Below are 22,612 nucleotides of genomic sequence, written 5' to 3' on the forward strand. Positions count from 1 at the left end.
ACGGGAGGTTCAATGGCACGCTCCGTTTTTCGTTCACCTTTTATTTACGCTTTGATTTTTTCTCGGATTGTGCCCTATATTTGGACATTCAAAGTGCTAGCAGGTCCCTTAAATCGAAAGTTATGTCAAAAAATCTGGTGATCGTTGAGTCACCGGCGAAGGCCAAAACCATTGAAAGTTACCTAGGGCAGGATTTCACTGTCAAGTCCAGCTTCGGACATGTGCGTGACCTCCCGGAACACGATATGGGTGTTGATGTTGAGCATGATTTCCAACCCTCTTACGAAATCTCCTCCGATAAAGTCAAAGTCATTTCAGAGCTCAAAAAACTGGCAAAAGATGCCGAAGTATGGCTCGCAACCGATGATGACCGCGAGGGAGAAGCTATTTCCTGGCATTTGAAGGAGGCCCTGGGCCTGCCCGACAATACCAAGCGGATCGTATTTCGTGAGATTACCAAAACCGCTCTTCAGAATGCTATCGCCAAACCGCGGACCATCGATGCAGACCTGGTAGACGCCCAGCAGGCACGCCGTATCCTCGACCGCCTCGTGGGTTACGAACTTTCGCCGGTGCTTTGGAAAAAGATCCGGATCGGCAAATCGAACCTTTCGGCCGGCCGGGTACAATCGGTAGCCGTACGTATTATTGTAGAGCGGGAACGGGAAATCGACGCGTTCAGGTCGAAGAGCAGCTTTAAAGTAACAGCGCATTTCGATTTAGGTAATGGAAAGGTATTGAATGCCGAACTGGCCAAAAACTTCCCTACCGAACAGGAGGCTTACCAGTTTCTGGAAAAATGTATCGGGGCACAGTTCTCGATCCGTAATCTTGAAGTAAAACCTGCTAAAAAAACGCCAGCACCGCCATTTACAACTTCTACATTACAACAGGAAGCATCCCGCAAGCTCAGCTTTTCGGTCGCGCAGACAATGACCGTCGCGCAACGCCTGTACGAAGCCGGTAAGATTTCCTACATGCGTACCGACTCCACCAACCTGTCGGAAGAAGCGCTGGATAAGTCAAAGCAGCAGATCACGAAAGAATATGGGGACGAATATTATAACCGCCGTATATTCAAAACCAAGTCCGAATCGGCGCAAGAGGCCCACGAAGCGATCCGTCCTACCGATTTCTCTACGCTGGTAGGCAGCAGCGACCGCAACGAGCAACGCTTGTACGAACTGATCTGGAAACGGGCCATAGCCTCGCAAATGTCGGACGCGCAATTGGAGCGTACCACGGCAACGATCGGCATTTCGACCACTTCGGAAGAGCTGGTAGCACAGGGTGAAGTGATCAAATTCGAAGGGTTCCTGAAAGTTTACCTCGAATCCAGCGACGATGAAGGAGACGAAGAACAAAAAGGAATGCTACCTCCGCTCAATATCGGTCAGATCCTGAAACTGGCGGATATGAAAGCGACAGAAAGATTTACCCGTAACCCGCCCCGCTATACGGAGGCGAGCCTGGTGAAGAAACTGGAAGAAATGGGGATCGGACGCCCGTCTACCTACGCGCCGACGATCTCGACGATCCTGAAACGGGAATACATTGTCAAGGAAGACCGTCAGGGTTTTGAAAGGGAATTCAAAGAAATGACCCTGGCCAACGAGCAGATCAAGAGCAAGGTAAATAAAGAAGTATACGGTTCGGAAAAGTCTAAACTCTTCCCTACCAGCACCGGAATGGTGGTGAACGACTTTTTGGTAAGCCATTTCCAGGACATTGTCGACTACTCGTTCACGGCGAATGTAGAAAAAGATTTTGACCACATTGCCGAAGGCCAGCTCGGCTGGCAGCAGATGATCAAAGACTTTTATACGCCATTCCAAAAGAAAGTAGCCGAAGCACGCGAAGAAGCAATCGATAAAAGCCTTACTTCCCGCGACCTGGGTGAAGACCCGGCAACGGGCAAAAAGGTATCTGTGAGAATCGGTAAATATGGGCCTTATGTGCAGATCGGCGATGTGGAAGATGAAGAAAAACCCCGTTTCGCGAGCTTGCAGAAGGGGCAGCTGATGGAAACCATTACGTTGGATGAAGCATTCGAGCTGTTCAAACTGCCGCGTCAGGTGGGTTTCTTCGAAGAAAAGGATATGGTGGTGAACGTCGGCAAATTCGGTCCTTATGTGAAGCACGACGGCAAATATTATTCGCTGGCAAAGACAGACGATCCGATGGCTGTTACCGAGGACCGGCTCGTCGAAATTATCGAAGAAAAGCGTTTGCAGGATTCCAACCGCACCATTAAAGAATTTGCGGAAGATCCGGAAGCGAAGGTGTTGAATGGCCGGTACGGACCTTACATTGCTTTTGGAAAGAAAAATGTAAAGATCCCGAAAGGCACCGAACCTGCCTCGCTGACCTACGAACAAGTATTGAAGCTGGCCGCCGAAACGCCGGATAAGCCTGCGGGGCGGGGTGCTAAGAAGCCTGCCGCCGCGAAGGCGACAACGGCGAAAGCGCCGGCTGCGAAGAAGCCGGCAGCCAAGAAGGCAGCAAAAAAATAACCGCCACGCATTTCATCGTGGCATTGAAAAATAAATGTCCACGATAAACACGAAGAAGCCCATGAAAAAACTGGTTGTACTTTCCGGAGCAGGGATCAGCGCTGAGAGCGGGATCAGTACTTTTAGAGATAACAATGGGCTTTGGGATAATTTCCGCATCGAGGACGTGGCTACGCCCGAAGCATGGGTTCGTAACCAGGAGCTGGTGCTGGATTTTTACAACCAGCGCCGGAAACAAGCGGCGGATGTAAAGCCTAATGCGGCACATTACGCGCTGGCCGAGCTGGAAAAGCATTTCGACGTGACGATCGTGACGCAGAATGTCGATAACCTGCATGAAATCGCCGGCTCCACGAAAGTGATCCATTTGCACGGGGAGCTATTCAAATCGCGGAGTACCAAAGACCCGAAGCTGGTTTATGAAATGACTGGCTGGGAATTGAAAACGGGCGACTTGTGCGAGCTGGGCAGCCAGTTGCGGCCGCATATCGTGTGGTTTGGCGAAGAAGTGCCGATGATGGAAGTGGCGGTGGACGTGACCGAGCAGGCGGATATGTTCCTCGTGATCGGGACGTCGCTCGCGGTTTACCCGGCTGCCGGACTGGTGCATTATGTCCCCATCGGCAAGCGCATTTACATTGTAGACCCGGCCAAACCGGACATTACATTGAAATCGAATATGATTTTCATTCAGGAAAAAGCAACCACCGGAATGCAAACTTTGATCAAGAAATATTTACTACCTGAATAATAATGCAACTACTCGACGGGAAAGCTATTTCTTCCCAAATAAAATCTGAAATCAAGGCCGAGGTTGAACAATGGGTCGCAGGCGGTGGCAAAAAGCCACATCTGGCCGCGATACTCGTGGGTCAGGACGGTGCCAGCGAAACTTACGTGGCGTCCAAAATCCGGAGCTGTGAGGAAATCGGGTTTACCTCTACCCTGCTCCGCTTCGAAGCCGACATTACCGAAGCCCAGCTCCTGGAAGCCGTAGAATCGCTGAACAACGATCCCGATGTGGACGGTTTTATCGTTCAGTTGCCGCTGCCGAAGCATATCTCCGAAAACACGGTGATGGAAGCGGTGAACCCCGCAAAAGATGTGGACGGCTTCCACCCGATCAACGTGGGCAGAATGTGCAAAGGTTTGCCTGCTTACATTTCCGCAACGCCGTTCGGTATCCTCGAAATGCTGATCCGTGCGGGAATCGAAACCAGTGGCAAGCATTGCGTGGTAATCGGCCGGAGTCAGATCGTAGGTTTGCCGATGAGCATTCTCATGCAACGCAACACCTACCCGGGCAACGCTACCGTGACGATCACGCACAGCAAAACGCAAAACCTGAAAGAAATCTGCCAGTCGGCCGATATCCTGATCGTCGCATTGGGTCGGCCGGAATTCGTGAAGGCGGATTACGTGAAAGAAGGTGCGGTAGTTGTCGACGTGGGTATTACCCGCGTGGCGGATGCTACCAAGAAGAGTGGCTTCTCCATCAAAGGCGACGTCGATTTTAACGACGTGGCGCCTAAGGCGAGCTTCATTACCCCGGTTCCGGGTGGTGTGGGATTGATGACCATTTGCGGTCTTCTTACCAATACATTCAAAGCTGCCAAGAAAGAGATTTATAAATAGTGACGGCCGACCGTTTACTACCGACGGCCGATCGTTTAATTAGGATATAATCCGTTTCCATAAAAGCCGGATCGACAGGAGTGTGCAAATCCTGATGATCCGGCTTTTTTATGTTAAAAAATTAAAAAAACAGGTAAGAATGTTGCTCAATTCGTTTTTTACTAAAAGATTTGTCTAATTAGCAGGCAGTTTGAACGGATCGGTTGTACTATGAGCATCGTCAGCAACAACATCAAGTATCTCAGAAGGCTCAACGGCCTTACGCAGGAACAGTTTGCCCGTAAGATCGCGATCAAGAGGTCGTTACTGGGCGCTTACGAGGAGGCCCGGGCCAATCCGAACCTTACTAATCTCAAAAACATGGCGGCCGCATTCGGCGTTAGTGTTGACAATTTGCTAAAAAACGACCTGCGACGGCTAAGGGAAACACCCGAAATGTCGCTCCCGCTGACAACTTCGCGGCAAATGACCGTCTCGCACTCGGGTATGCCGCAGCCCACGCCTACCCGCACGCCCGGGTACACGGAGCCGCAGCCATTGTCCAAAATCATCGAAACATACCAGCAACCCGAGCAGCCGCTCAGGCAGGTATCCCGGCAGATCAGTTTAAAACCGGTTAGTGGCGAAACACACCAGCCGACATCGCATTACAATCCATCGGGTGCGCCTCAGCAAGAGGTATTTCAGCAACCCGCTACCCGGCAACCGGCCGCGCCGCAACATCCGGCACCGCAACCCGTAGCGCCCCACCAGGCAACACCTCAGCCGGTGGCATCTCAACCGACAACTGGCATACCCACATTTAACAACCAGTTTCAAAACCCGCAATTCAATGCGGCCGTCGAGCAGCCTGCGCAGCACTTCCCTACCATTCAATGGGTAGCGCGTAACAAGCAGGCCGAATACATTGCCAATTTCCAGAATCCCGGTTACCTGAACAGTCTACCGTTGTTCCAGTTGCCGAACCTGCCGTCAGGATATTACCGTGCATTTGAAAGCGGTGAAGATTTTACCTATCCGGGATCTATTCTCGTAGGCACATTCATCCGAAACTGGTACGATATCAAGGATGGAATGCAGTACGTTTTTCTCCTGAGAAACCACGGCCTGATTTACCGTACCGTATTCAACCAGGTGAAAACGGTGGGGATTCTGCTGCTGACTTCTGATAATGCGGAGATCGCAGAGCTCGAAATTCCCTTGCAGGATGTGCTGGAAGTGTGGGAAGTGAAGGCATTCGTGAGCGTACAAATGCCAGTGCCGCAGCCTTCATTGGAAAGGGTGGCCCAGCTCGTCGACGAATTGCAGATGGAGCTGAGCCAGTACCGTCAGTAAATTACTTTGAAAGGGTATTGAACAAGGCCTCGATTTTGGCAAGGTCTTTACTTTTGTTCGTAGTTTCGAGCACCGCGACACCTATCTGATACCATAAGCCATCGCCCGCCGTAATGTATTTGCCTTTTTTCGAAGGTTTACTTTCCGATGCATTGTCGGGCACGAATTCAGCTTTGTAAATCGTATCCATTATTTTTTGCAACTGATTCCAGTCCAGCTTGCGGGCAACACCGGCATTCTTGCTTAATGTAAATTCCTTTTTCCCGAAAGACGCTTTCAGGTCGATGGTCGTTTTTCCCTCATTATCGATGTCGACATAAGTCAGTTCGAAAGGTTTTTCGCGGCCGGCAGTTTCGAAAATCGCCTGCATCATTTCCTGCAAAAAGTACGACCAGCGCTCCTTATCTACCGGGTAAATGGTCACGCGCTTGTCATCTTCATCGAGCTCGATTTCGATGAAGTCTTCGAATTCGCTTTCCTCGCGCTTGCGAATGATTTTAGAACTGACAAAAATTCCCTCAAACTCGCTGATCCAAACCGCCGGCAAAGCACCCTTCCATTTGTAATCGTCGTCTTTGGAAAAACCTTCGTCATAGATTTCGTCGTCAGTCAGTCCTACGCGGTCGTTATAAACAATGTCGAAATCCACACGCAGGTCCTCAGCGGATTGAATGTCCAGTTTCAGGGTGTAAAAGTGGGCAAACGGCGCCGGAACCACCGGAGCTGTCTGATAGCGAACAATATACTGACCGGGTATTTGAAGATTTTTATCCATTCGGAAAATTTAAAAGCTGTTGAAATGTAGCGCGTTTATCGATCTTGTCGGTGGCAGTTTTGACAAACGCTTTTGCAAAGTAAATATGTTTCGGGTTCTCATAGGCCGAAACACGGCTTCTAATTTCTGCCGCGAGCTTCTCCGCCCCTTCTTGATGCAATGCATTTTCAACCACCAGCACCAGTTTTTGACCCAGTTTTTCATCCGCTTCCCACCAGCAGAAAAATGCATTTAAAATACCCAATTCATGAAAAACCGATGCAATGCGTTGATCGGCCTGATCCAGCACAATTTTCACCCCTCCCGAATTGATCACATTATCCGCCCGGCCGATCCATTTGAATGCATTTCCCTGGATTTCTACTAAATCATTTGTCTGGACCTTTTGATGATCAGTAACCGCTCCCGAAACAAACAGGCATCCACGCTCATCCGTACCAAATTCAATACCCGGCAAAAACATATACGAGTCGCTCGCTGCGGACCCGTTCAGTGCTTTCAAGGCCACGTGCGAAACAGTTTCCGTCATACCATAGCTTTGGAAAACCGGCACATTCAACGCTTTGATCCGTTCTGCTAATGCCAGATTAACGGGCGCACCGCCAAGCAGTATTTTACCCAACCTGCTAACCTGGTTATCCGTAGCGGAATTTTCCAGCATGGCCTGTAACTGCATCGGTACCATCGATACGAAATCGAAATCGACAGCATCCAGGCTGCTAATGGGATTGGAAGTCGGCTCGGTAATGGTCAGCTCCCAGTTCAGTTCCAGTCCGCGTACGAGCATCATCAGGCCTGCAATGTAGCCTACGTTCAGGCATACGAGGGCGCGCGTGCCGCCCCCGAGCGAGAGCGCCTTTCCCGTCATGGCCGCGCTCGCTTCGAGCTGCCTGCGTGTGATGCTAACGGGCTTGGGCATGCCCGTGGAGCCGGAGGTATGCAGCACAAATTCGCGGGTACCTTCCAGCCACTTTCCCATAAAGTCGTAAGCCTGTGCGAAATAGGGATTTCGCGGCCTTTTCTGCGTTTGCCAGTGCGTTTTGCCCGTTGTCCAGATCATACCTGTAATTTATGCGAATTCAATGCTTCCGGTGGAGAATAACCGTTTCTAATGCGGTGGAAAGTTATTCATTTGTTTTTGAACGTAACCCAAACAATGAGTAATTTCGCGCATTAGGGCAATGCACTGCATTGCATTTATTTCAATTTTACCTATCCGATTTATGTCCAATACAGTTCAATGGGAAACCATTAAAGAATACGAAGAAATTCTCTTTACACTTCACGAAGGAATTGCCAAAATCAGCATCAACCGCCCGCACAAGCATAACGCATTCACACCGCTTACGGTAACCGAAATGATCGACGCGATGCACATCTGCCGCGAAGACACCCGGATCGACGTCATTATCCTCACTGGCGAAGGTGGCAATGCATTCTGCTCAGGCGGCGACCAGTCGGTACGCGGCCACGGGGGCTACATCGGCGACGACCATGTGCCACGCCTGAACGTGCTCGACCTGCAAAAAATGATCCGTTCCATTCCAAAGGCCGTTATCGCGATGGTTGCCGGCTGGGCGATCGGCGGCGGCCACGTGCTGCACGTGATCTGCGACATTACCATCGCTGCGGATAATGCACGTTTCGGACAAACCGGCCCGAAAGTCGGCAGCTTCGACGGCGGCTTCGGCGCTTCCTACCTCGCCCGTGTGGTGGGCCAGAAAAAAGCGCGTGAAATATGGTTCCTATGCGACCAATACGATGCGGACGAAGCATTGCAGATGGGCCTCGTGAACAAAGTAGTTCCATTGGAGCAACTGGAACCCGTTACATTGGAATGGGCGAAAAAGATCCAGGAAAAAAGCCCGCTGTCGATCCGTATGCTCAAAAGCGCATTCAATGCCGAACTCGACGGACAGGCCGGTATCCAGGAGCTCGCGGGCAATGCCACGCTGCTTTATTACCTCAGCGAAGAAGCGAAGGAAGGCCAGCGCTCGTTTTTGGAAAAAAGAAAGCCGGATTTCAGCAAATTCCCGAAATTCCCTTGATTTAGTCCAGAAAGATTAACATTTTAACTATTACCATTACAAAAATTCACGAATGAACCATTGGCTTGTAAAATCAGAACCATTTAAATACTCCTGGGACCACCTCGTTGCCGAGGGTGAAGGGATGTGGGACGGCGTCCGTAACTACGCCGCACGCAACAACCTGATGGCAATGAAAGTAGGCGACCCCGTGCTGTTTTACCACAGCAACGAGGGCAAGGAGGTCGTTGGGCTGGCCAAGGTTTCAAAGGAACATTACCCGGACCCCACTACCGACGAACCGGGATGGGTGGTGGTGAACCTCGTTCCCGTTGAGAAATTTCCCGGTACCGTTACGCTTGCGCAGATCAAGAAGGATGAGCTCCTGAAACAAATGGATCTCGTTCGTTTGTCGAGACTGTCCGTCGTTCCGGTCAAACGCGAAGAATTCGACCATATCGTTGCCCTGGCACATGACAAAAAATAAGCGATCCGTTTTTCGGCTGGTCTTACCGTTACTCTTCCTGGGCGTCTTCGGCACGCCGGTATTCGCCCAGGGAGTGAAACGGATTGAACTTCCTTTGCCCGGTAACACTGCCTATCAGGCTGTGCCGCTTGGCAAACAGGGCGTACTGCTCATTTCCAAGCCCGACAAAGGCACGTTCAATGTCCAGAAATTCGATACGAACCTCGAACGGGTGTGGTCCATCGACGGCCCGATCGAATCGAACCTCGATTACATCGCTTCCTCCTACGACGGGCAGGCCGTTTTCCTGCTTTTCAGCAAATACCGGAGCTCTTTGTACCAGATTGTAAAGGTAAATGTCGGCCCGGGTTTCGTAGAGACTTTTACCATTAATACCGTCGACCGTTTCGAGATCACCGATTTCAAGACGCTTGGTTATTCCGTTTTCATGGCCGGAATGGTGCGTAACGAGCCGGTTTTGATCCACACCCAGCTTACTACCCAGCAAACCAGGGTGTTACCTTCGGCCATTAAAGGATCTAACGCTATTCAGACCGTCGAAGTGGACACGGCGCAGCATTTGGTGAATGTATGTTTCGCGGTTAAAAAAGGCCGCCAGACCAAGATCGTGGCGCGCTCCTATGAAGAAACCGGCGAGTTATATACGCAGGTAAGCGTCGAGCCGGAAGATGATTTCTCGTTACTCAGCGGTCGTTTGCAAGTCCTGAATGATTCTGTTCGCATTGTGATCGGTACTTATGGCTACCGGAATATGCAAAGCAGCACGGTAGCGGCTTCGCAGGGTTTGTATATCAGCAAAATCGTTGGTGACGAGACCGTTTTCACCAAATACCACAGTTTCACCGATTTCAAAAACTTCTTCAACTTCCTCAGCGACCGCCAGCAGGAGAAAATGGAGAAGCGTATCCGTAAGAAAAAGGAAAGCGGCGACGACCTGAAACTGAACTACCGCCTTTTAGTACATGATATTGTCCCCAAAACCAACAATTTCCTTCTCGTAGCGGAGGTCTTTTACCCCGAATACCGCTATCAGAACCCGAGCATGATGGGCGGTTTCGGTTACGGGTACGGCGGCTATGGTTATCCATTCGGGATGGGGCTTTACAATCCGTACCTCTGGAACCCGATGTATGGTGGCCGCGGCTACAACTCGCAGGTGTTCGACGGCTTCACGTACACGCACGCGGTCGTGGCCGACGTGGACCAGAACGGTAACCTGCTTTGGGACAACAGCATTAGTTTCGACAATGTAAAAAGCATGGAATTGAAGGAAAAGATTAAGGTACAATCCTTTACAAACGGAAATTCCAAACTGATTTACAGTCACAACGGCGCCATTCGCAGCAAGATCATCAAAGGCGACCAGGTGATCGACAGCGACCGTGTGATCCCGAACGATACCTACGTCGAAGGCGACAAAGTCCGGAAAACCAGCACCGACGATATCGACTACTGGTACGACAACTTCTACCTCGCCTGGGGCGAACAACGCATTGTGAACGCCGCGGGCGACCCGAACACGCGGGGACGGCGGAATGTGTTTTATTTGAACAAGATTTCTTATTGACCATGGATAGCAGACCATCGACCATGGTACGCTACACCAGAATGCAGCCATGGTCGATGATCTATTGTCCATGGTCAAAAATTTAAACCAACACCACCTTGATACTACTTTCACCAGACCAACATACCGACTACCAACTGATCGATAGCGGCGGATTTGAGAAGCTCGAAAAATTCGGCCCTTACATTCTTTCGCGCCCCGAGCCACAGGCCATCTGGGACAAATCGCTTTCGGAGGCCGAATGGGACAAGCGCTCGAATGCGGTTTTCAAAAAGGATAAGAATTCGCAGGAAAAGGGCCAATGGATCACCAAGGGCGATATGCCCGATAAATGGGTATTCCAATACCGGACCAAGGAACTGCATTTGCGTACCAAGCTCGCATTGTCGTCCTTCAAACACGTGGGTGTGTTCCCCGAGCAGGCTACCAACTGGGATTTCATCGCGCGGACTTTGAAACAAATGCCCGAGGAAAAGCCGTCGGTACTGAACCTCTTTGCCTATACCGGCATTGCCTCGCTGGCAGCCAAAGCCGTCGGCGCGGATGTCACACACGTCGATTCGGTGAAACAGGTGATCAGCTGGTCGCGCGAGAATATGGACCTCAGCGGGCTGAGCAATATCCGCTGGGTGGTTGAAGATGCATTGAAATTCGTGCAGCGCGAGGTTCGTCGCGGTAACAAATACAATGGCCTCATTCTCGATCCTCCCGCATACGGACGCGGGCCTGACGGTGAGAAGTGGCTTTTGGAAGAGAGTTTGAATGAACTGCTGAGGCTGTGTGCACTGTTATTAAAGGAGAAAAACTTCTTTTTCATCATTAACCTGTACTCGCTTGGTTTCTCGGCGTTGATCGTCGAAAACCTGATCAAGGCGCATTTCGGAACGGAGATCAAACACGAGTTCGGCGAACTCTTCATCCCCGATTCGTTTGGCAAAAAGCTGCCGCTGGGCGTATTTTCGCGTTTTTCAGACCAGAATGTTTAGAGGCGAATGAAGTCTGACAATCTGAAATATTTACCATTTGCATTACTCATCGCGCTCGGTGGGCTTGAACAGTCGTGCCAGAGCGACGCACGCACGTCCACGCGCATCCCGCCCGTGATCAAAAAAGGCAAGGCACAATGGCAGAACGACGCCCTGCTGTCGCTCACCGACCTGATTAACCGGGGAATCGATTCGGACCTGAATTATTTCAAAAGGGCCCGCATTTACTTTGAGCGCGAGCAATACGCGCAGGCGCTGGACGACATTAACGAATCTATTTACGAGCAGGATAACGTAAGCGAATATTTCCTCCTGCGCGGCAAGATCAACCGCGAGCTCGGTAAGATCGACAATGCGCTGGAAGATGCGCAACGTGCGGAAGCATTGCAGCAGAGCAGCCCCGAGCTATACATATTGATTGCGGATATTCTGCAAGCCAAAAACCGTTTCGGCGAAGCGGCAGGGTACCTCAACCAGGCATTGAAAATGGCCCCTTACGACGGGTCGGCCTATTACGTGAAAGGAATGTTGCAGGCAAAGCAGGGCGATTCGCTGGCTAGTTTATCGAGCCTTAACTATGCGATGAACGTGAATCCGAGGCTGCTGCGCGCCTACGAGCAGGGTACGATGATCAATCTCAAACTGAAAAATACGGCCGAGGCGCTCGCTATTAACGAAAGAGCGCTGCAACGTTTTCCCGAGCGCGCGAGCCTGTTTTTCGGAAGAGGAGAAATCCTGAATGCATTGGCCCAGCCGGATACTGCATTGATCTTCTACCAAAAAGCGGTAGCGATCCAGCCGGATTACGACGAAGCGCTCAACCAGCTCGCGACGGTCGCCATGCAGCTCCGCGCCTACCCGCAGGCGATCCCGGCCTTGAAAACGCTTTTGAGAAAGAAACCGCAATCAAAGGAAATCAACAATATGCTGGGTTATGCCTACGAAAAAAGCGGCGAACTGGACCTGGCCAAAACCTATTACGAGACGTCCCTGACGATCGCCCCGGGCGACCAGGATGCACGTTACGGCATGTTCCGCATCCGGAAAATCGAGTCGGAAGGGCTCTACCCCTCCTACTATCCTGAGGAAAATACCAACCAGGGATACAAATTACTCGATACGGCGCGGGTTAAAATTAATATTATCCAACCGCGTGGTACTACAAATATCCGCGTGGACTCATCGCGCAAAGCTAAAATTGAATAGCTTTGTGTTTTGCGGCTTGCCGCATTGCCATTGAACCATAGTCACAGAATTATTTTTTTGAATGAAAGACGAGTCTCAAGTAAAAATTACCCTGCCCGATGGTAGCGAACGTTTTTACCCAAAAGGGGTAACCGCTCTCGAAATCGCGCTCAGTATCAGTGAAGGGCTTGCACGAAATGTGATAGCTGCCAAAGTCAATAATGAAGTCTGGGACCCTACGCGCCAGATCACGGAGGACTCCCTGGTAAAACTGCTGACGTGGAACGACGAAGACGGTAAAGCTACGTTCTGGCACTCTTCGGCCCACTTGCTGGCCGAAGCATTGGAAGCGCTGTATCCGGGAATCAAATTCGGAACGGGGCCTTCGATCGAAAAGGGCTTTTACTATGATGTGGACTTGGGCGGACAGACCATTTCGCAGGAAGATTTCCCGAAAATCGAAGCGAAAATGCTGGAACTGGCGCGCCAGAAAAACGAATATATCCGCAAGCCGATCAGCAAAGCCGAAGCTTTGGAATACTTTACCCAAAAAGGCGACGAGTACAAGCTGGAACTGATCGACGGGCTGGAAGACGGCTCCATTACGTTATATGAGCAAGGCGGGTTTACCGACCTCTGCCGCGGGCCGCATATCCCGAATACCGGTTTCATCAAAGCCGCCAAACTAACCAATATCGCAGGCGCATACTGGCGTAACAAGCAGGAAAACAAGATGTTGACCCGCATTTACGGCATTACCTTTCCAAAACAGAAAGAGCTGGAAGAGTACGTAACCCTGATGGAGGAAGCTAAAAAACGTGACCACCGCCGCCTTGGCAAGGAGTTGGAGCTTTTTGCATTCTCGGAAAAGGTAGGACAAGGTTTGCCGCTTTGGTTGCCGAAAGGTGCCATGCTGCGCGAGCGCTTGCAGGCGTTCCTGAGCAAGGCGCAGTCGCGCGCGGGTTACACACCCGTGGTAACGCCCAATATTGGTAGCAAAGAGCTGTACGTTACTTCGGGACACTGGGAAAAATATGGCAAGGATTCTTTCCAACCCATTAAAACCCCTAACCCGGGCGAAGAGTACCTGCTGAAACCGATGAACTGCCCGCACCACTGCGAGATTTACAAGACTTCTCCCCGCTCCTACAAGGATTTGCCGCTGCGGTTCTCGGAGTTTGGAACAGTATACCGGTACGAGCAAAGTGGCGAGCTACACGGTTTGACCCGTGTACGCGGGTTCACGCAGGACGATGCCCATATTTTCTGCCGCCCCGACCAGGTGAAAGAAGAGTTTATCCGTGTGATCGATCTCGTATTGTATGTATTCAAATCTCTTGGATTTGACGATTACAGTGCCCAGGTGTCACTTCGCGATCCTAACGATAAAGTGAAGTACATCGGGAAAGACGAGGATTGGGAAAAGGCGGAGAATGCGATCGTGGAAGCAGCCGCTGAACGTGGTCTTAAAACCGTGACCGAACTCGGAGAAGCCGCATTCTACGGCCCGAAGCTCGACTTCATGGTACGTGACGCATTGGGCCGCAAATGGCAGCTTGGTACGATCCAGGTCGACTACCAGATGCCGAAGCGTTTCGGTCTGGAATACACCGGTTCCGACAACCAGAAGCATCAACCCGTGATGATCCACCGTGCGCCGTTTGGTTCAATGGAGCGTTTTATCGCGATTCTGATCGAAAACACCGCAGGCCAGTTCCCGTTGTGGCTCTCGCCGGACCAGATCGCCATTCTGCCGATCTCGGAGAAATTCGCTGATTATGCGGAGGATGTGTTCTTCCAGTTGCAGGATCATGACATTCGCGGGTTTGTAGACCACCGCGATGAAAAGATCGGACGGAAAATCCGGGATGCGGAAGTTACCAAAGTGCCGTTCATGCTCATCGTGGGCGAGAAGGAAGCGGCAGAAGGAAAGCTGTCGGTACGCCGCAAAGGTGAGGGCGATTTAGGAAGTATGACGATCGAGGAGTTCGCCGCATTTTTCAAAAAGGAAGCCGCCATTGCTTGATGTTTTTGTAAGATTTTAGTATTATTCCAGCAATAAGGCACTATTTTTGTGGAGCTAGTGTTAATTTTTTCGATTTCCACCAAAAACAAAAAAACACCAATACGAATTATATGGCATTAAGACCCCCTAGTGGACGGATGAGGATTCCCGAAGAACCTTACAAAATTAACGAACGAATTACAGCAAAAGAAGTACGATTGGTCGGCGAAAATATCGAGCCGGGCATCGTCGATATCAATACCGCCCGAGCTTTGGCAAAGGCACAAGGGCTTGACCTAGTGGAGATTGCACCAACAGCGGTTCCACCAGTCTGCAAAGTGGTTGACTACTCGAAGTTCAAATACGAGCAGAAAAAGAAACAAAAGGAGATCAAGGCGAAAGCGCAGAAAGTGGTTATCAAGGAAATCCGTTTCGGCCCGAACACGGACGACCACGACTTCGATTTCAAATTGAAGCATGCGACCAACTTTCTGAAAGAAGGTTCGAAAGTGAAAGCATACGTGCATTTTGTAGGGCGTACGATCGTCTTCAAAGAACGCGGTGTGAACCTTTTGAAGAAATTTTCCGAAGCATTGTCTGAATACGGCAAGCTGGAAATGGAACCTAAGCTGGAAGGAAAACGGATGACGATCATCCTCGCTCCCGCACCTGCAAAAGGCGCTAAATAATACGCTTATTCGCAAAGCATATCGATAGAAAATCGTGTTTTCGGCGTCTTGTCGGGGACACGATTTTTATTTTGTAGAGATTATGGCTAATTTTGCGGGCTGTTTTATATTTTATCAACTATTAGTTTTTTGAATCATGCCTAAAATGAAAACCAACTCTGGGGCTAAAAAGCGTTTCGCGCTGACTGGCACCGGAAAAATCAAACGTAAGCACGCTTTCCACAGCCACATCCTGACCAAAAAATCGAACAAGCGCAAGCGTGGTTTGGTTAAGACTGGTCTGATCGATGTGTCTAACGAGAAGCAAGTATTGGCAATGCTTCGGAAATAATCCGTAAAAAGCCAATTCAGAAATTAAATTCTGGTTTTTTGTTCAACCCGATAGAAGGCATTAAAGTCTCAGCAGAGCGCCGATTATCAAAAACAGTTAAATTATGCCACGTTCAGTAAATCACGTTGCGTCACGTGCAAGACGTAAAAAAGTTTTAAAACTCGCGAAAGGCTATTTCGGCCGTCGCAAAAATGTATGGACCGTTGCCAAGAACGCCGTTGAGCGCGGTTTGGCTTACGCATACGAAGGCCGTAAACAGAAGAAACGTAATTTCCGCGCATTGTGGATTCAGCGTATCAACGCAGGAACCCGTCAGCACGGATTGTCTTATTCTGCTTTCATCGGCAAACTTAATGCAAAAGGCATCGAGCTAAACAGGAAAGTGCTAGCGGATCTCGCGATGAACCATCCTGACGCATTCAAAGCGATCGTTGATCAAGTAAAATAAAACAGCATCCCGCCTCTCCGGCGGGATTTTTTTTGCATAAAATTTGGATATTGCAGGCGACAATCAACTTATCGTACCTCAAAACCAAATAGAAATGCTCGAACAACTCTTCGACCTCGTACAACAAAATTCTCAACAAGCTGTCGTTCAAAATCCCGCTGTGCCCAACGAGCACAACGAGGAAGTGATAAACACATTAACGAGCTCCATCACCGGTGGCTTGCAGGAGCAGGTACAAAGCGGCAACATTGGCGGGCTGATGAGCCTTTTCGGCGGTGAGAGCGGTACCTCGGCCGCATCGTTGCTCAACAATCCAATCGTCGCATCCATCGCGACCAATGCAATCGGCGCCATCGTTCAGAAATTCGGGTTGAACAGCCAGGTGGCCGGAAGCATTGTAAACTCGGTGTTACCGGGAGTACTTGGCGCGGTAATCGGTCAGTTGAACGGCGGAGGCGGTGCTGGCGGTGCAGGTAATGGAGCTGGTGGCTTCGATCTCGGATCACTCATTCAAATGGGCGGTGGCCTGTTCGGCGGTGGTAACGAGCAACAAGGCGGCAAACCGGCTTCCGGTGGTATCGACCTTGGCGGAATGCTGGGCGGCCTCTTTGGCGGAAAGTAATTGCAAAGAATAACAGCAGATTAAAGTAAGGGCTTTGAAACGATAGTACATTTGCACAAAATGATGTACTATCGTAAAAGCCCTTTTTCCTTTTAATAACTCACCTTACCCATGGACTCAAGAAGAGAATTTATCCGGAAAGCCACCATGCTCACAGGAGCGGCCGGATTGTTCAGCACCCTACCCGCTTCCATTCAGAAAGCACTGGCCATCAATCCGCCCAAGGGCACGACCTGGAAAGATGCCGAGCATGTGGTCATACTCATGCAGGAAAACCGCTCGTTCGATCATTCCTACGGAACGCTCCGTGGTGTGCGCGGTTTCAACGATCCGCGGGCCATCACCCTGCCGAACAATAACCTCGTCTGGCTGCAAACCAACGCATTCGGCGAAACCTACGCGCCATTCCGGTTGAATATCAAGGAATCCAAAGCGACCTGGATGGGCTCTCTTCCGCATTCGTGGCCCAACCAGGTGGACGCACGCAACGACGGGAAGTACGATAAGTGGCTCATTGCCAAGCAGCCAGGCAACAAGGATTACGCCAAAATGCCTTTAACCCAAGGCTTTTACAACCGCGAGGATATTCCTTTCTATTATGCAATGGCGGATGCGTTCACGGTTTGCGATCAGAATTTTTGCTCCTCGCTCACCGGCACGACGCCTAACCGGCTTTACCTATGGACGGGCAACGTCCGTGAAAACACCGATCCCAACAAGCATTACGCAAACATTCGCAATGAGAACGTGACCGACGACCGCGAGGCGTCCTGGACGACATTCCCGGAACGTTTGGAGGACAACGGCATTTCGTGGCGGATTTACCAGAATGAGCTGAGTATCAATACAGGTTTCACTGGTGAGGAAGATGCATGGCTTGCCAATTTCACCGACAACCCGATTGAATGGTTCACCCAGTACAATATTCGTTATCACACGGGATATCAGCGTTATTTAAAGGAACGTCAGCAAATGCTGCCCGGCGAGATCGAGGCGGCGCAGGCGAAGTTGAAAGACCTTTCGGGCAAGGAAGCCGCTGATCTTGAAAAAGTATTAAAAGAGAAACGTGCTTTGCTGAAACTGGCAAATGAAGAACTGATCCGTTGGAGCCCTGAAAAGTTTGAACAATTGTCCCAACGCCAGAAGAATATTCACAACAAGGCATTCACCGTCAACAAGAATGATCCGGACTATCGGAAGATCACCACGGTAAAATACCACGACGGCGATATCGAACACGAGGCCAAGGCGCCGATGGGCGACACGCTTCATCAATTCCGTTCCGATGTAAAAACCGGCGCATTACCGACCGTATCCTGGCTGGTTGCGCCTGAAAACTTCTCCGACCACCCGGGCGCGCCGTGGTATGGTGCGTGGTATGTTTCGGAGGTAATCGATATACTGACAGCGGACCCCGAGGTTTGGAAAAAGACGATTTTCATTCTCTGTTACGATGAAAACGACGGCTATTTCGATCACGTGCCGCCATATGTGGTGCCGAACCCTTACAAGGAAGACACCGGCGCCGTTTCCGCGGGCATCGATTGCAAGACGGAATTCGTGACGTTGGAGCAGGATATGCAAAAGAAAAAGAAAGAGGAATGCCGCGAAAGCCCGATCGGCCTGGGTTACCGGGTGCCGCTGATCGTAGCTTCACCATGGAACCGGGGCGGTAATGTATGTTCGGAGGTATTTGACCATACTTCCATTTTACAGTTCCTTGAAAAATTTGTGAGCCTGAAATCGGGCAAACAGGTGAAGGAAACGAATATCACCGAATGGCGGCGGACCATTTGCGGCGACCTTACCTCGACCTTCACGCCTTACGACGGCCAGGAAATCAAGCTGCCTACCTTCCTGGAAAGGGAAGAATTCATGGAAAGCATTTTCAACGCGAAGTTTAAAAAACTTCCGAATGGTTATAAGGCATTATCCAAAGGCGAGATCGAAGAGGTGAACAGTAACCCGCTTACCTCCCCTATTTTGCCTAACCAGGAAAAAGGAACTCGCCCTGCATGTGCCATCCCGTATGAATTATATGCTGACGGCGCGTTTAACTCTGCCAAAAATGCATTTGAAATTAAGCTGGAAGCCAGAAATGGCATATTTCACGACAAATCTGCCGGTTCGCCATTTATCGTGTATGCCCCGGGAAAATACAAAAACGAAAATGTGAAAGTCTGGAATTATGCGGTGAAAGCAGGAGATGCGTTAACCGGCTCCTTCCAACTCGCCGATTTCGAAAATCAGCATTATCATTTAAAGGTGTACGGCCCGAATGGCTTCTTGCGCGAATACAATGGCAACAAAGAGACCGGCCTTTTGAAAGTAGAATGTGCCTACCAGCTCGACCGCAGCAAAAAACCGACTGGTCATATAGAATTGAGAATCAGCAACCTGCATCCCAGCCAAAAAGCAGTTTTGAAGATCACCGACAATGCTTATGGTGCTGCTGTTCAAAGCATTACACTTGAAAAAGCCCCTGCCGGTTCTAAATCGAACAAGACTATCGTGCTTAACCTCGCGAAAAGCTTCAATTGGTACGATTTCACGGTCGCGATCGAGGGCTCTGAAAATGCATTCTCCCGGTTTGCGGGCCACGTCGAAACCGGCGCTGCGAGCCAGAGCGACCCTTACATGGGCCAGATGATGAGCTGATACCTGCTCCCAGTGTCAGGCCGATATTTGGCCTGACACTTTGTCATTCCTGTTTTATAGGAAAGTTGCTGGTACGGGGTTTTTAATAGAACTCCCAGTGACCGGCCGAAAAGACCGGTCCGAAGTCCAGAATCAAATCATACTTAACTTATAAAATAGAAAAATGGGAAAAATTATTGGCATAGACTTAGGAACAACGAACTCCTGCGTGGCTGTCATGGAGGGTAACGAGCCGGTTGTAATAGCCAACAGCGAAGGTGCCCGCACTACCCCTTCCGTAGTTGCTTTCATGGATAATGGTGAACGCAAAATCGGAGCACCGGCCAAACGTCAGGCGATTACGAATCCCAAGCATACTATTAGCTCCATCAAACGTTTCATGGGTAAAAAATACGATGACACAACGTCTGAAATGAAGACCGTTGCGTACAGCGTAGAAAAAGGCCCCAACAATACCCCGCGCATTCCTATCGGTGACCGCCTTTACACACCACAGGAAGTTTCTGCATTCATTCTTCAAAAAATGAGACAAACTGCGGAAGACTATCTGGGTCAGGAAGTTACCGAAGCGGTGATCACCGTTCCTGCCTATTTTAACGATGCGGAACGTCAGGCTACCAAAGAAGCTGGGCAGATTGCCGGTCTGGATGTAAAACGGATCATCAACGAACCTACTGCTGCCGCCCTGGCTTACGGCCTCGACAAACAGCACAAGGATATGAAAATTGCCGTGTTCGACTTGGGTGGTGGTACTTTCGACGTATCCATCCTTGAACTGGGCGACGGTGTATTCGAAGTAAAATCTACCGACGGTGATACCCACCTGGGTGGTGACGACTTCGACCAGGTGATTATCAACTGGTTGGCCGACGAATTCGTGAAAGACGAAGGCGTAGACCTGAGAAAAGATCCTATGGCATTGCAGCGTTTGAAAGAAGCTGCCGAAAAAGCGAAAGTTGAATTGTCGAGCTCCGCTCAGACTGAAATCAACCTGCCATATATCTTCCCGGTGGACGGTATTCCAAAACACCTGGTTCGCACTTTGACCCGTGCGAAATTCGAGCAACTCGCTGATTCTCTGTTCCAACGTATGATGGAGCCTTGCAAGAGAGCGATGAAAAACGCGAACTATTCGAACAGCGACATCGATGAAGTGATCCTCGTAGGTGGCTCGACGCGTATCCCTCGCGTACAGGAAGAAGTTGAGAAATTCTTTGGTAAAAAACCTTCGAAAAACGTTAACCCTGACGAAGCTGTGGCCGTAGGTGCTGCAATCCAGGGTGGTGTACTCACCGGCGAAGTGAAAGACGTACTTCTTTTGGACGTTATTCCTTTGTCTCTCGGTATCGAAACATTGGGTGGTGTGTTCACCAAGCTGATCGAAGCGAACACTACTATTCCTTCGAAGAAAACTGAAACATTCTCGACTGCTGCTGATAATCAACCTTCTGTGGAAATCCACGTGTTGCAAGGCGAGCGTCCGCAGGCCTCGAACAACCGTACACTCGGTCGTTTCCACCTGGCAGACATCCCACCGGCACAACGCGGAGTACCTCAGATCGAAGTGACATTCGACGTGGATGCGAACGGTATCCTGCACGTTTCCGCGAAAGACAAAGGAACCGGCAAAGAGCAGAAGATCCGTATCGAAGCTTCCAGCGGTTTGACCGACGAGGAAATCACCAGAATGCGTGAAGAAGCGAAAGCTAACGAAGCTGCTGACAAAGCGGAACGTGAGAAAATCGAAAAAATCAACGGAGCTGACAGCCTGATCTTCTCGACTGAAAAACAGTTGAAAGAATATGGTGACAAACTTTCTGACAGCAACAAATCGAGCATCGAAGCTGCATTGGCAGAACTGAAAACGGCTCACCAGTCTCAGGATATTACAGCTATCGACGCTGCATCGGAGAAACTGAATGCCGCATGGCAGGCTTCCGCTCAGGAAATGTATGCGCAAGGTGGCGAAGGTCAACCAGGTGCAGGTGACCCAACCGGAAATCCTGGTGCGGGCGCTGGCAACAACGGTTCGACTGACGATGTGACGGACGTCAATTTCGAAGAAGTGAAATAAGAATGAGATTAGAAAAAATCCCCGTCCGTTAAACAGATGGGGATTTTTTTTACACGCAGTGTTACATTTTGGGGTGACATAGCGTATATAAAAATAGAAAATCAGCCGTTAAATCACTGGCACTGATTTTTTCAAATCAAAACAAATCTTCATCAATCTAATCAAACCACTCAAAAATTTATCTCCTATGGACGCAAGAATCGCATTACCAGAATTAATGTACTTATCTCCCACTACCCGCGAAAAAGCGGTGGCCGTCGCTCAGGAACTTTTAAGATCAACAAACATTTCCCCACGTGAGGCGGTTTCCAAGGCAATTCTGATTGCGAAAAATTGGGCGGTCAAAAATATCAACCGCCGCGTTTGGAAAAAATTAAAAGCTGTTGAAAAAGAAATGATATGATCGAACTGAAATTCAAAGGTCAGGTCGTCATCGTTACGGGATCCAGTTCCGGGATCGGTAAAGCGTGTGCATTGCATTTCGGTAACAACGGCGCGCATGTGGTTGTGAATTATAGTTCCAATGCAGCCGCCGGCCAGGAAGTAGTCGACGAAATCAAGGCCAATGGCGGAAGCGCCATTCTGGTCAAAGCCGACGTGAGTAAGGAGGATGAAGTGAAGGCACTTTTTGCCGAAACGGTCAACCAGTTCGGACGTGTCGATGTACTTGTCAGCAATGCGGGTTTGCAAAAAGATTCGTCGTTTCTGGAAATGACGTTGGAGCAGTGGCAAAAGGTAATCGACGTCAACCTGACGGGACAGTTCCTCGCCTGTCGTGAAGCAGCGAGGCAGTTTATCGCTCAGCAACAGTCAGTTAACGAGCCGAATCACAGCGAACTGGCGATCGGCAAAATCATACTGATGAGTTCCGTGCATGATGTGATTCCCTGGGCGGGGCATGTCAACTACGCTGCCTCGAAAGGCGGGATCATGATGTTCATGAAATCCATATCGCAGGAGCTTGCGCCACACAAAATCCGCGTAAACTCGGTAAGCCCCGGCGCAATCAAAACGCCCATCAATAAGGAAGTATGGTCGGACCCGCAGAAATACCAGGACCTGCTGCACCTGATTCCGTACAAAAGAATTGGAACTGCGCAAGATGTTGCGAAGGCGGTCGCCTGGCTCGCATCGGATGATTCCGATTATGTAAATGGTGAGACATTATATATCGATGGCGGCATGACGCTGTACCCCGAGTTTGCCGACAATGGATAGTCAAGTGTAGTCAGGATTTGTCATTATTGGTCAAGTGTGGTCAGGGATAGTCAAGTG

General features: G+C 50.0%; 20 protein-coding genes. 18 read left to right on the top strand and 2 right to left on the bottom strand.

Translation table 11 applies throughout. The features are described from left to right. Positions 1–122 precede the first annotated feature (122 nt). The 4 genes from topA to BMW93_RS13390 all read left to right on the top strand — a co-directional run bounded on the left by topA (position 123) and on the right by BMW93_RS13390 (position 5,483). Positions 123–2,513, top strand: coding sequence for a type I DNA topoisomerase (gene topA / locus BMW93_RS13375; protein WP_090376583.1), 2,391 nt, complete (start codon positions 123–125; stop codon positions 2,511–2,513). Positions 2,514–2,574: 61 nt separating this feature from the next. Then, a complete protein-coding gene (locus BMW93_RS13380; RefSeq protein ID WP_090377662.1) occupies positions 2,575–3,264 on the top strand; it encodes an NAD-dependent deacylase in 690 nt (229 codons plus the stop codon). 2 nt (positions 3,265–3,266) lie between these two features. Further along, a complete protein-coding gene (locus tag BMW93_RS13385) occupies positions 3,267–4,148 on the top strand; it encodes a bifunctional 5,10-methylenetetrahydrofolate dehydrogenase/5,10-methenyltetrahydrofolate cyclohydrolase (protein ID WP_090146247.1) in 882 nt (293 codons plus the stop codon). Positions 4,149–4,358: 210 nt separating this feature from the next. Continuing rightward, positions 4,359–5,483, top strand: coding sequence for a helix-turn-helix transcriptional regulator (locus tag BMW93_RS13390; protein ID WP_090376586.1), 1,125 nt, complete (start codon positions 4,359–4,361; stop codon positions 5,481–5,483). A 1-nt stretch (position 5,484) separates the two neighbouring features. Here the strand turns inward: BMW93_RS13390 and BMW93_RS13395 are convergent, their stop codons facing one another. Then, the gene (locus BMW93_RS13395) at positions 5,485–6,258 is read right to left on the bottom strand and encodes a hypothetical protein (protein WP_090376589.1); all 774 of its coding nucleotides are present in this window, start codon (positions 6,256–6,258) and stop codon (positions 5,485–5,487) included. Beyond that, positions 6,251–7,318 carry an AMP-binding protein gene (locus BMW93_RS13400; RefSeq protein WP_090376591.1) on the bottom strand — a complete coding sequence of 356 codons (1,068 nt, stop codon included), beginning with the start codon at positions 7,316–7,318 and terminating at the stop codon, positions 6,251–6,253. The genes BMW93_RS13395 and BMW93_RS13400 overlap by 8 nt, the downstream gene beginning before the upstream one ends. Positions 7,319–7,481: 163 nt before the next feature. On the opposite strand from BMW93_RS13400, the gene menB reads away from it, so the two are divergent. The 14 genes from menB (at position 7,482) to BMW93_RS13470 (ending at position 22,555) form a co-directional block, all read left to right on the top strand. Next, positions 7,482–8,306, top strand: coding sequence for a 1,4-dihydroxy-2-naphthoyl-CoA synthase (gene menB, locus BMW93_RS13405; RefSeq protein ID WP_090376594.1), 825 nt, complete (start codon positions 7,482–7,484; stop codon positions 8,304–8,306). A gap of 52 nt (positions 8,307–8,358) precedes the next feature. Next, on the top strand, positions 8,359–8,772 hold the full coding sequence (locus BMW93_RS13410) for an EVE domain-containing protein (RefSeq protein ID WP_090376597.1): 414 nt from the start codon (positions 8,359–8,361) through the stop codon (positions 8,770–8,772). Beyond that, complete coding sequence (locus BMW93_RS13415) at positions 8,759–10,339, top strand: hypothetical protein (protein ID WP_090376600.1); 1,581 nt, start codon at positions 8,759–8,761, stop codon at positions 10,337–10,339. The genes BMW93_RS13410 and BMW93_RS13415 overlap by 14 nt, the downstream gene beginning before the upstream one ends. 98 nt (positions 10,340–10,437) lie before the next feature. Continuing rightward, positions 10,438–11,325, top strand: coding sequence for a class I SAM-dependent methyltransferase (locus BMW93_RS13420; protein ID WP_090376603.1), 888 nt, complete (start codon positions 10,438–10,440; stop codon positions 11,323–11,325). 6 nt (positions 11,326–11,331) lie between these two features. Continuing rightward, complete coding sequence (locus BMW93_RS13425; RefSeq protein ID WP_090376606.1) at positions 11,332–12,531, top strand: lipopolysaccharide assembly protein LapB; 1,200 nt, start codon at positions 11,332–11,334, stop codon at positions 12,529–12,531. Between the two features lie 61 nt (positions 12,532–12,592). Beyond that, positions 12,593–14,536, top strand: coding sequence for a threonine--tRNA ligase (thrS, locus tag BMW93_RS13430; RefSeq protein WP_090376609.1), 1,944 nt, complete (start codon positions 12,593–12,595; stop codon positions 14,534–14,536). A 110-nt stretch (positions 14,537–14,646) separates the two neighbouring features. Then, positions 14,647–15,204: a translation initiation factor IF-3 gene (gene infC, locus BMW93_RS13435; protein WP_090376612.1), complete on the top strand. Its 558-nt coding sequence runs from the start codon at positions 14,647–14,649 to the stop codon at positions 15,202–15,204. A 136-nt stretch (positions 15,205–15,340) separates the two neighbouring features. Continuing rightward, positions 15,341–15,535, top strand: coding sequence for a 50S ribosomal protein L35 (gene rpmI, locus BMW93_RS13440; protein WP_090376615.1), 195 nt, complete (start codon positions 15,341–15,343; stop codon positions 15,533–15,535). A 103-nt stretch (positions 15,536–15,638) separates the two neighbouring features. After that, a complete protein-coding gene (gene rplT, locus BMW93_RS13445; RefSeq protein ID WP_015810727.1) occupies positions 15,639–15,983 on the top strand; it encodes a 50S ribosomal protein L20 in 345 nt (114 codons plus the stop codon). 94 nt (positions 15,984–16,077) lie between these two features. After that, complete coding sequence (locus BMW93_RS13450; RefSeq protein WP_090376618.1) at positions 16,078–16,605, top strand: hypothetical protein; 528 nt, start codon at positions 16,078–16,080, stop codon at positions 16,603–16,605. Between the two features lie 111 nt (positions 16,606–16,716). Beyond that, the gene (locus BMW93_RS13455) at positions 16,717–19,263 is read left to right on the top strand and encodes a phosphocholine-specific phospholipase C (protein WP_090376622.1); all 2,547 of its coding nucleotides are present in this window, start codon (positions 16,717–16,719) and stop codon (positions 19,261–19,263) included. Between the two features lie 163 nt (positions 19,264–19,426). Then, entirely contained in the window at positions 19,427–21,337 is a 1,911-nt protein-coding gene (gene dnaK, locus BMW93_RS13460) for a molecular chaperone DnaK (RefSeq protein ID WP_090376625.1), read from the top strand. 187 nt (positions 21,338–21,524) lie between these two features. Then, complete coding sequence (locus BMW93_RS13465; RefSeq protein WP_090376627.1) at positions 21,525–21,740, top strand: hypothetical protein; 216 nt, start codon at positions 21,525–21,527, stop codon at positions 21,738–21,740. After that, a complete protein-coding gene (locus tag BMW93_RS13470; RefSeq protein ID WP_090376630.1) occupies positions 21,737–22,555 on the top strand; it encodes an SDR family oxidoreductase in 819 nt (272 codons plus the stop codon). The genes BMW93_RS13465 and BMW93_RS13470 overlap by 4 nt, the downstream gene beginning before the upstream one ends. Positions 22,556–22,612 lie beyond the last annotated feature (57 nt).

Source organism: Dyadobacter sp. SG02 (genome assembly GCF_900109045.1).
GTDB lineage: Bacteria > Bacteroidota > Bacteroidia > Cytophagales > Spirosomataceae > Dyadobacter.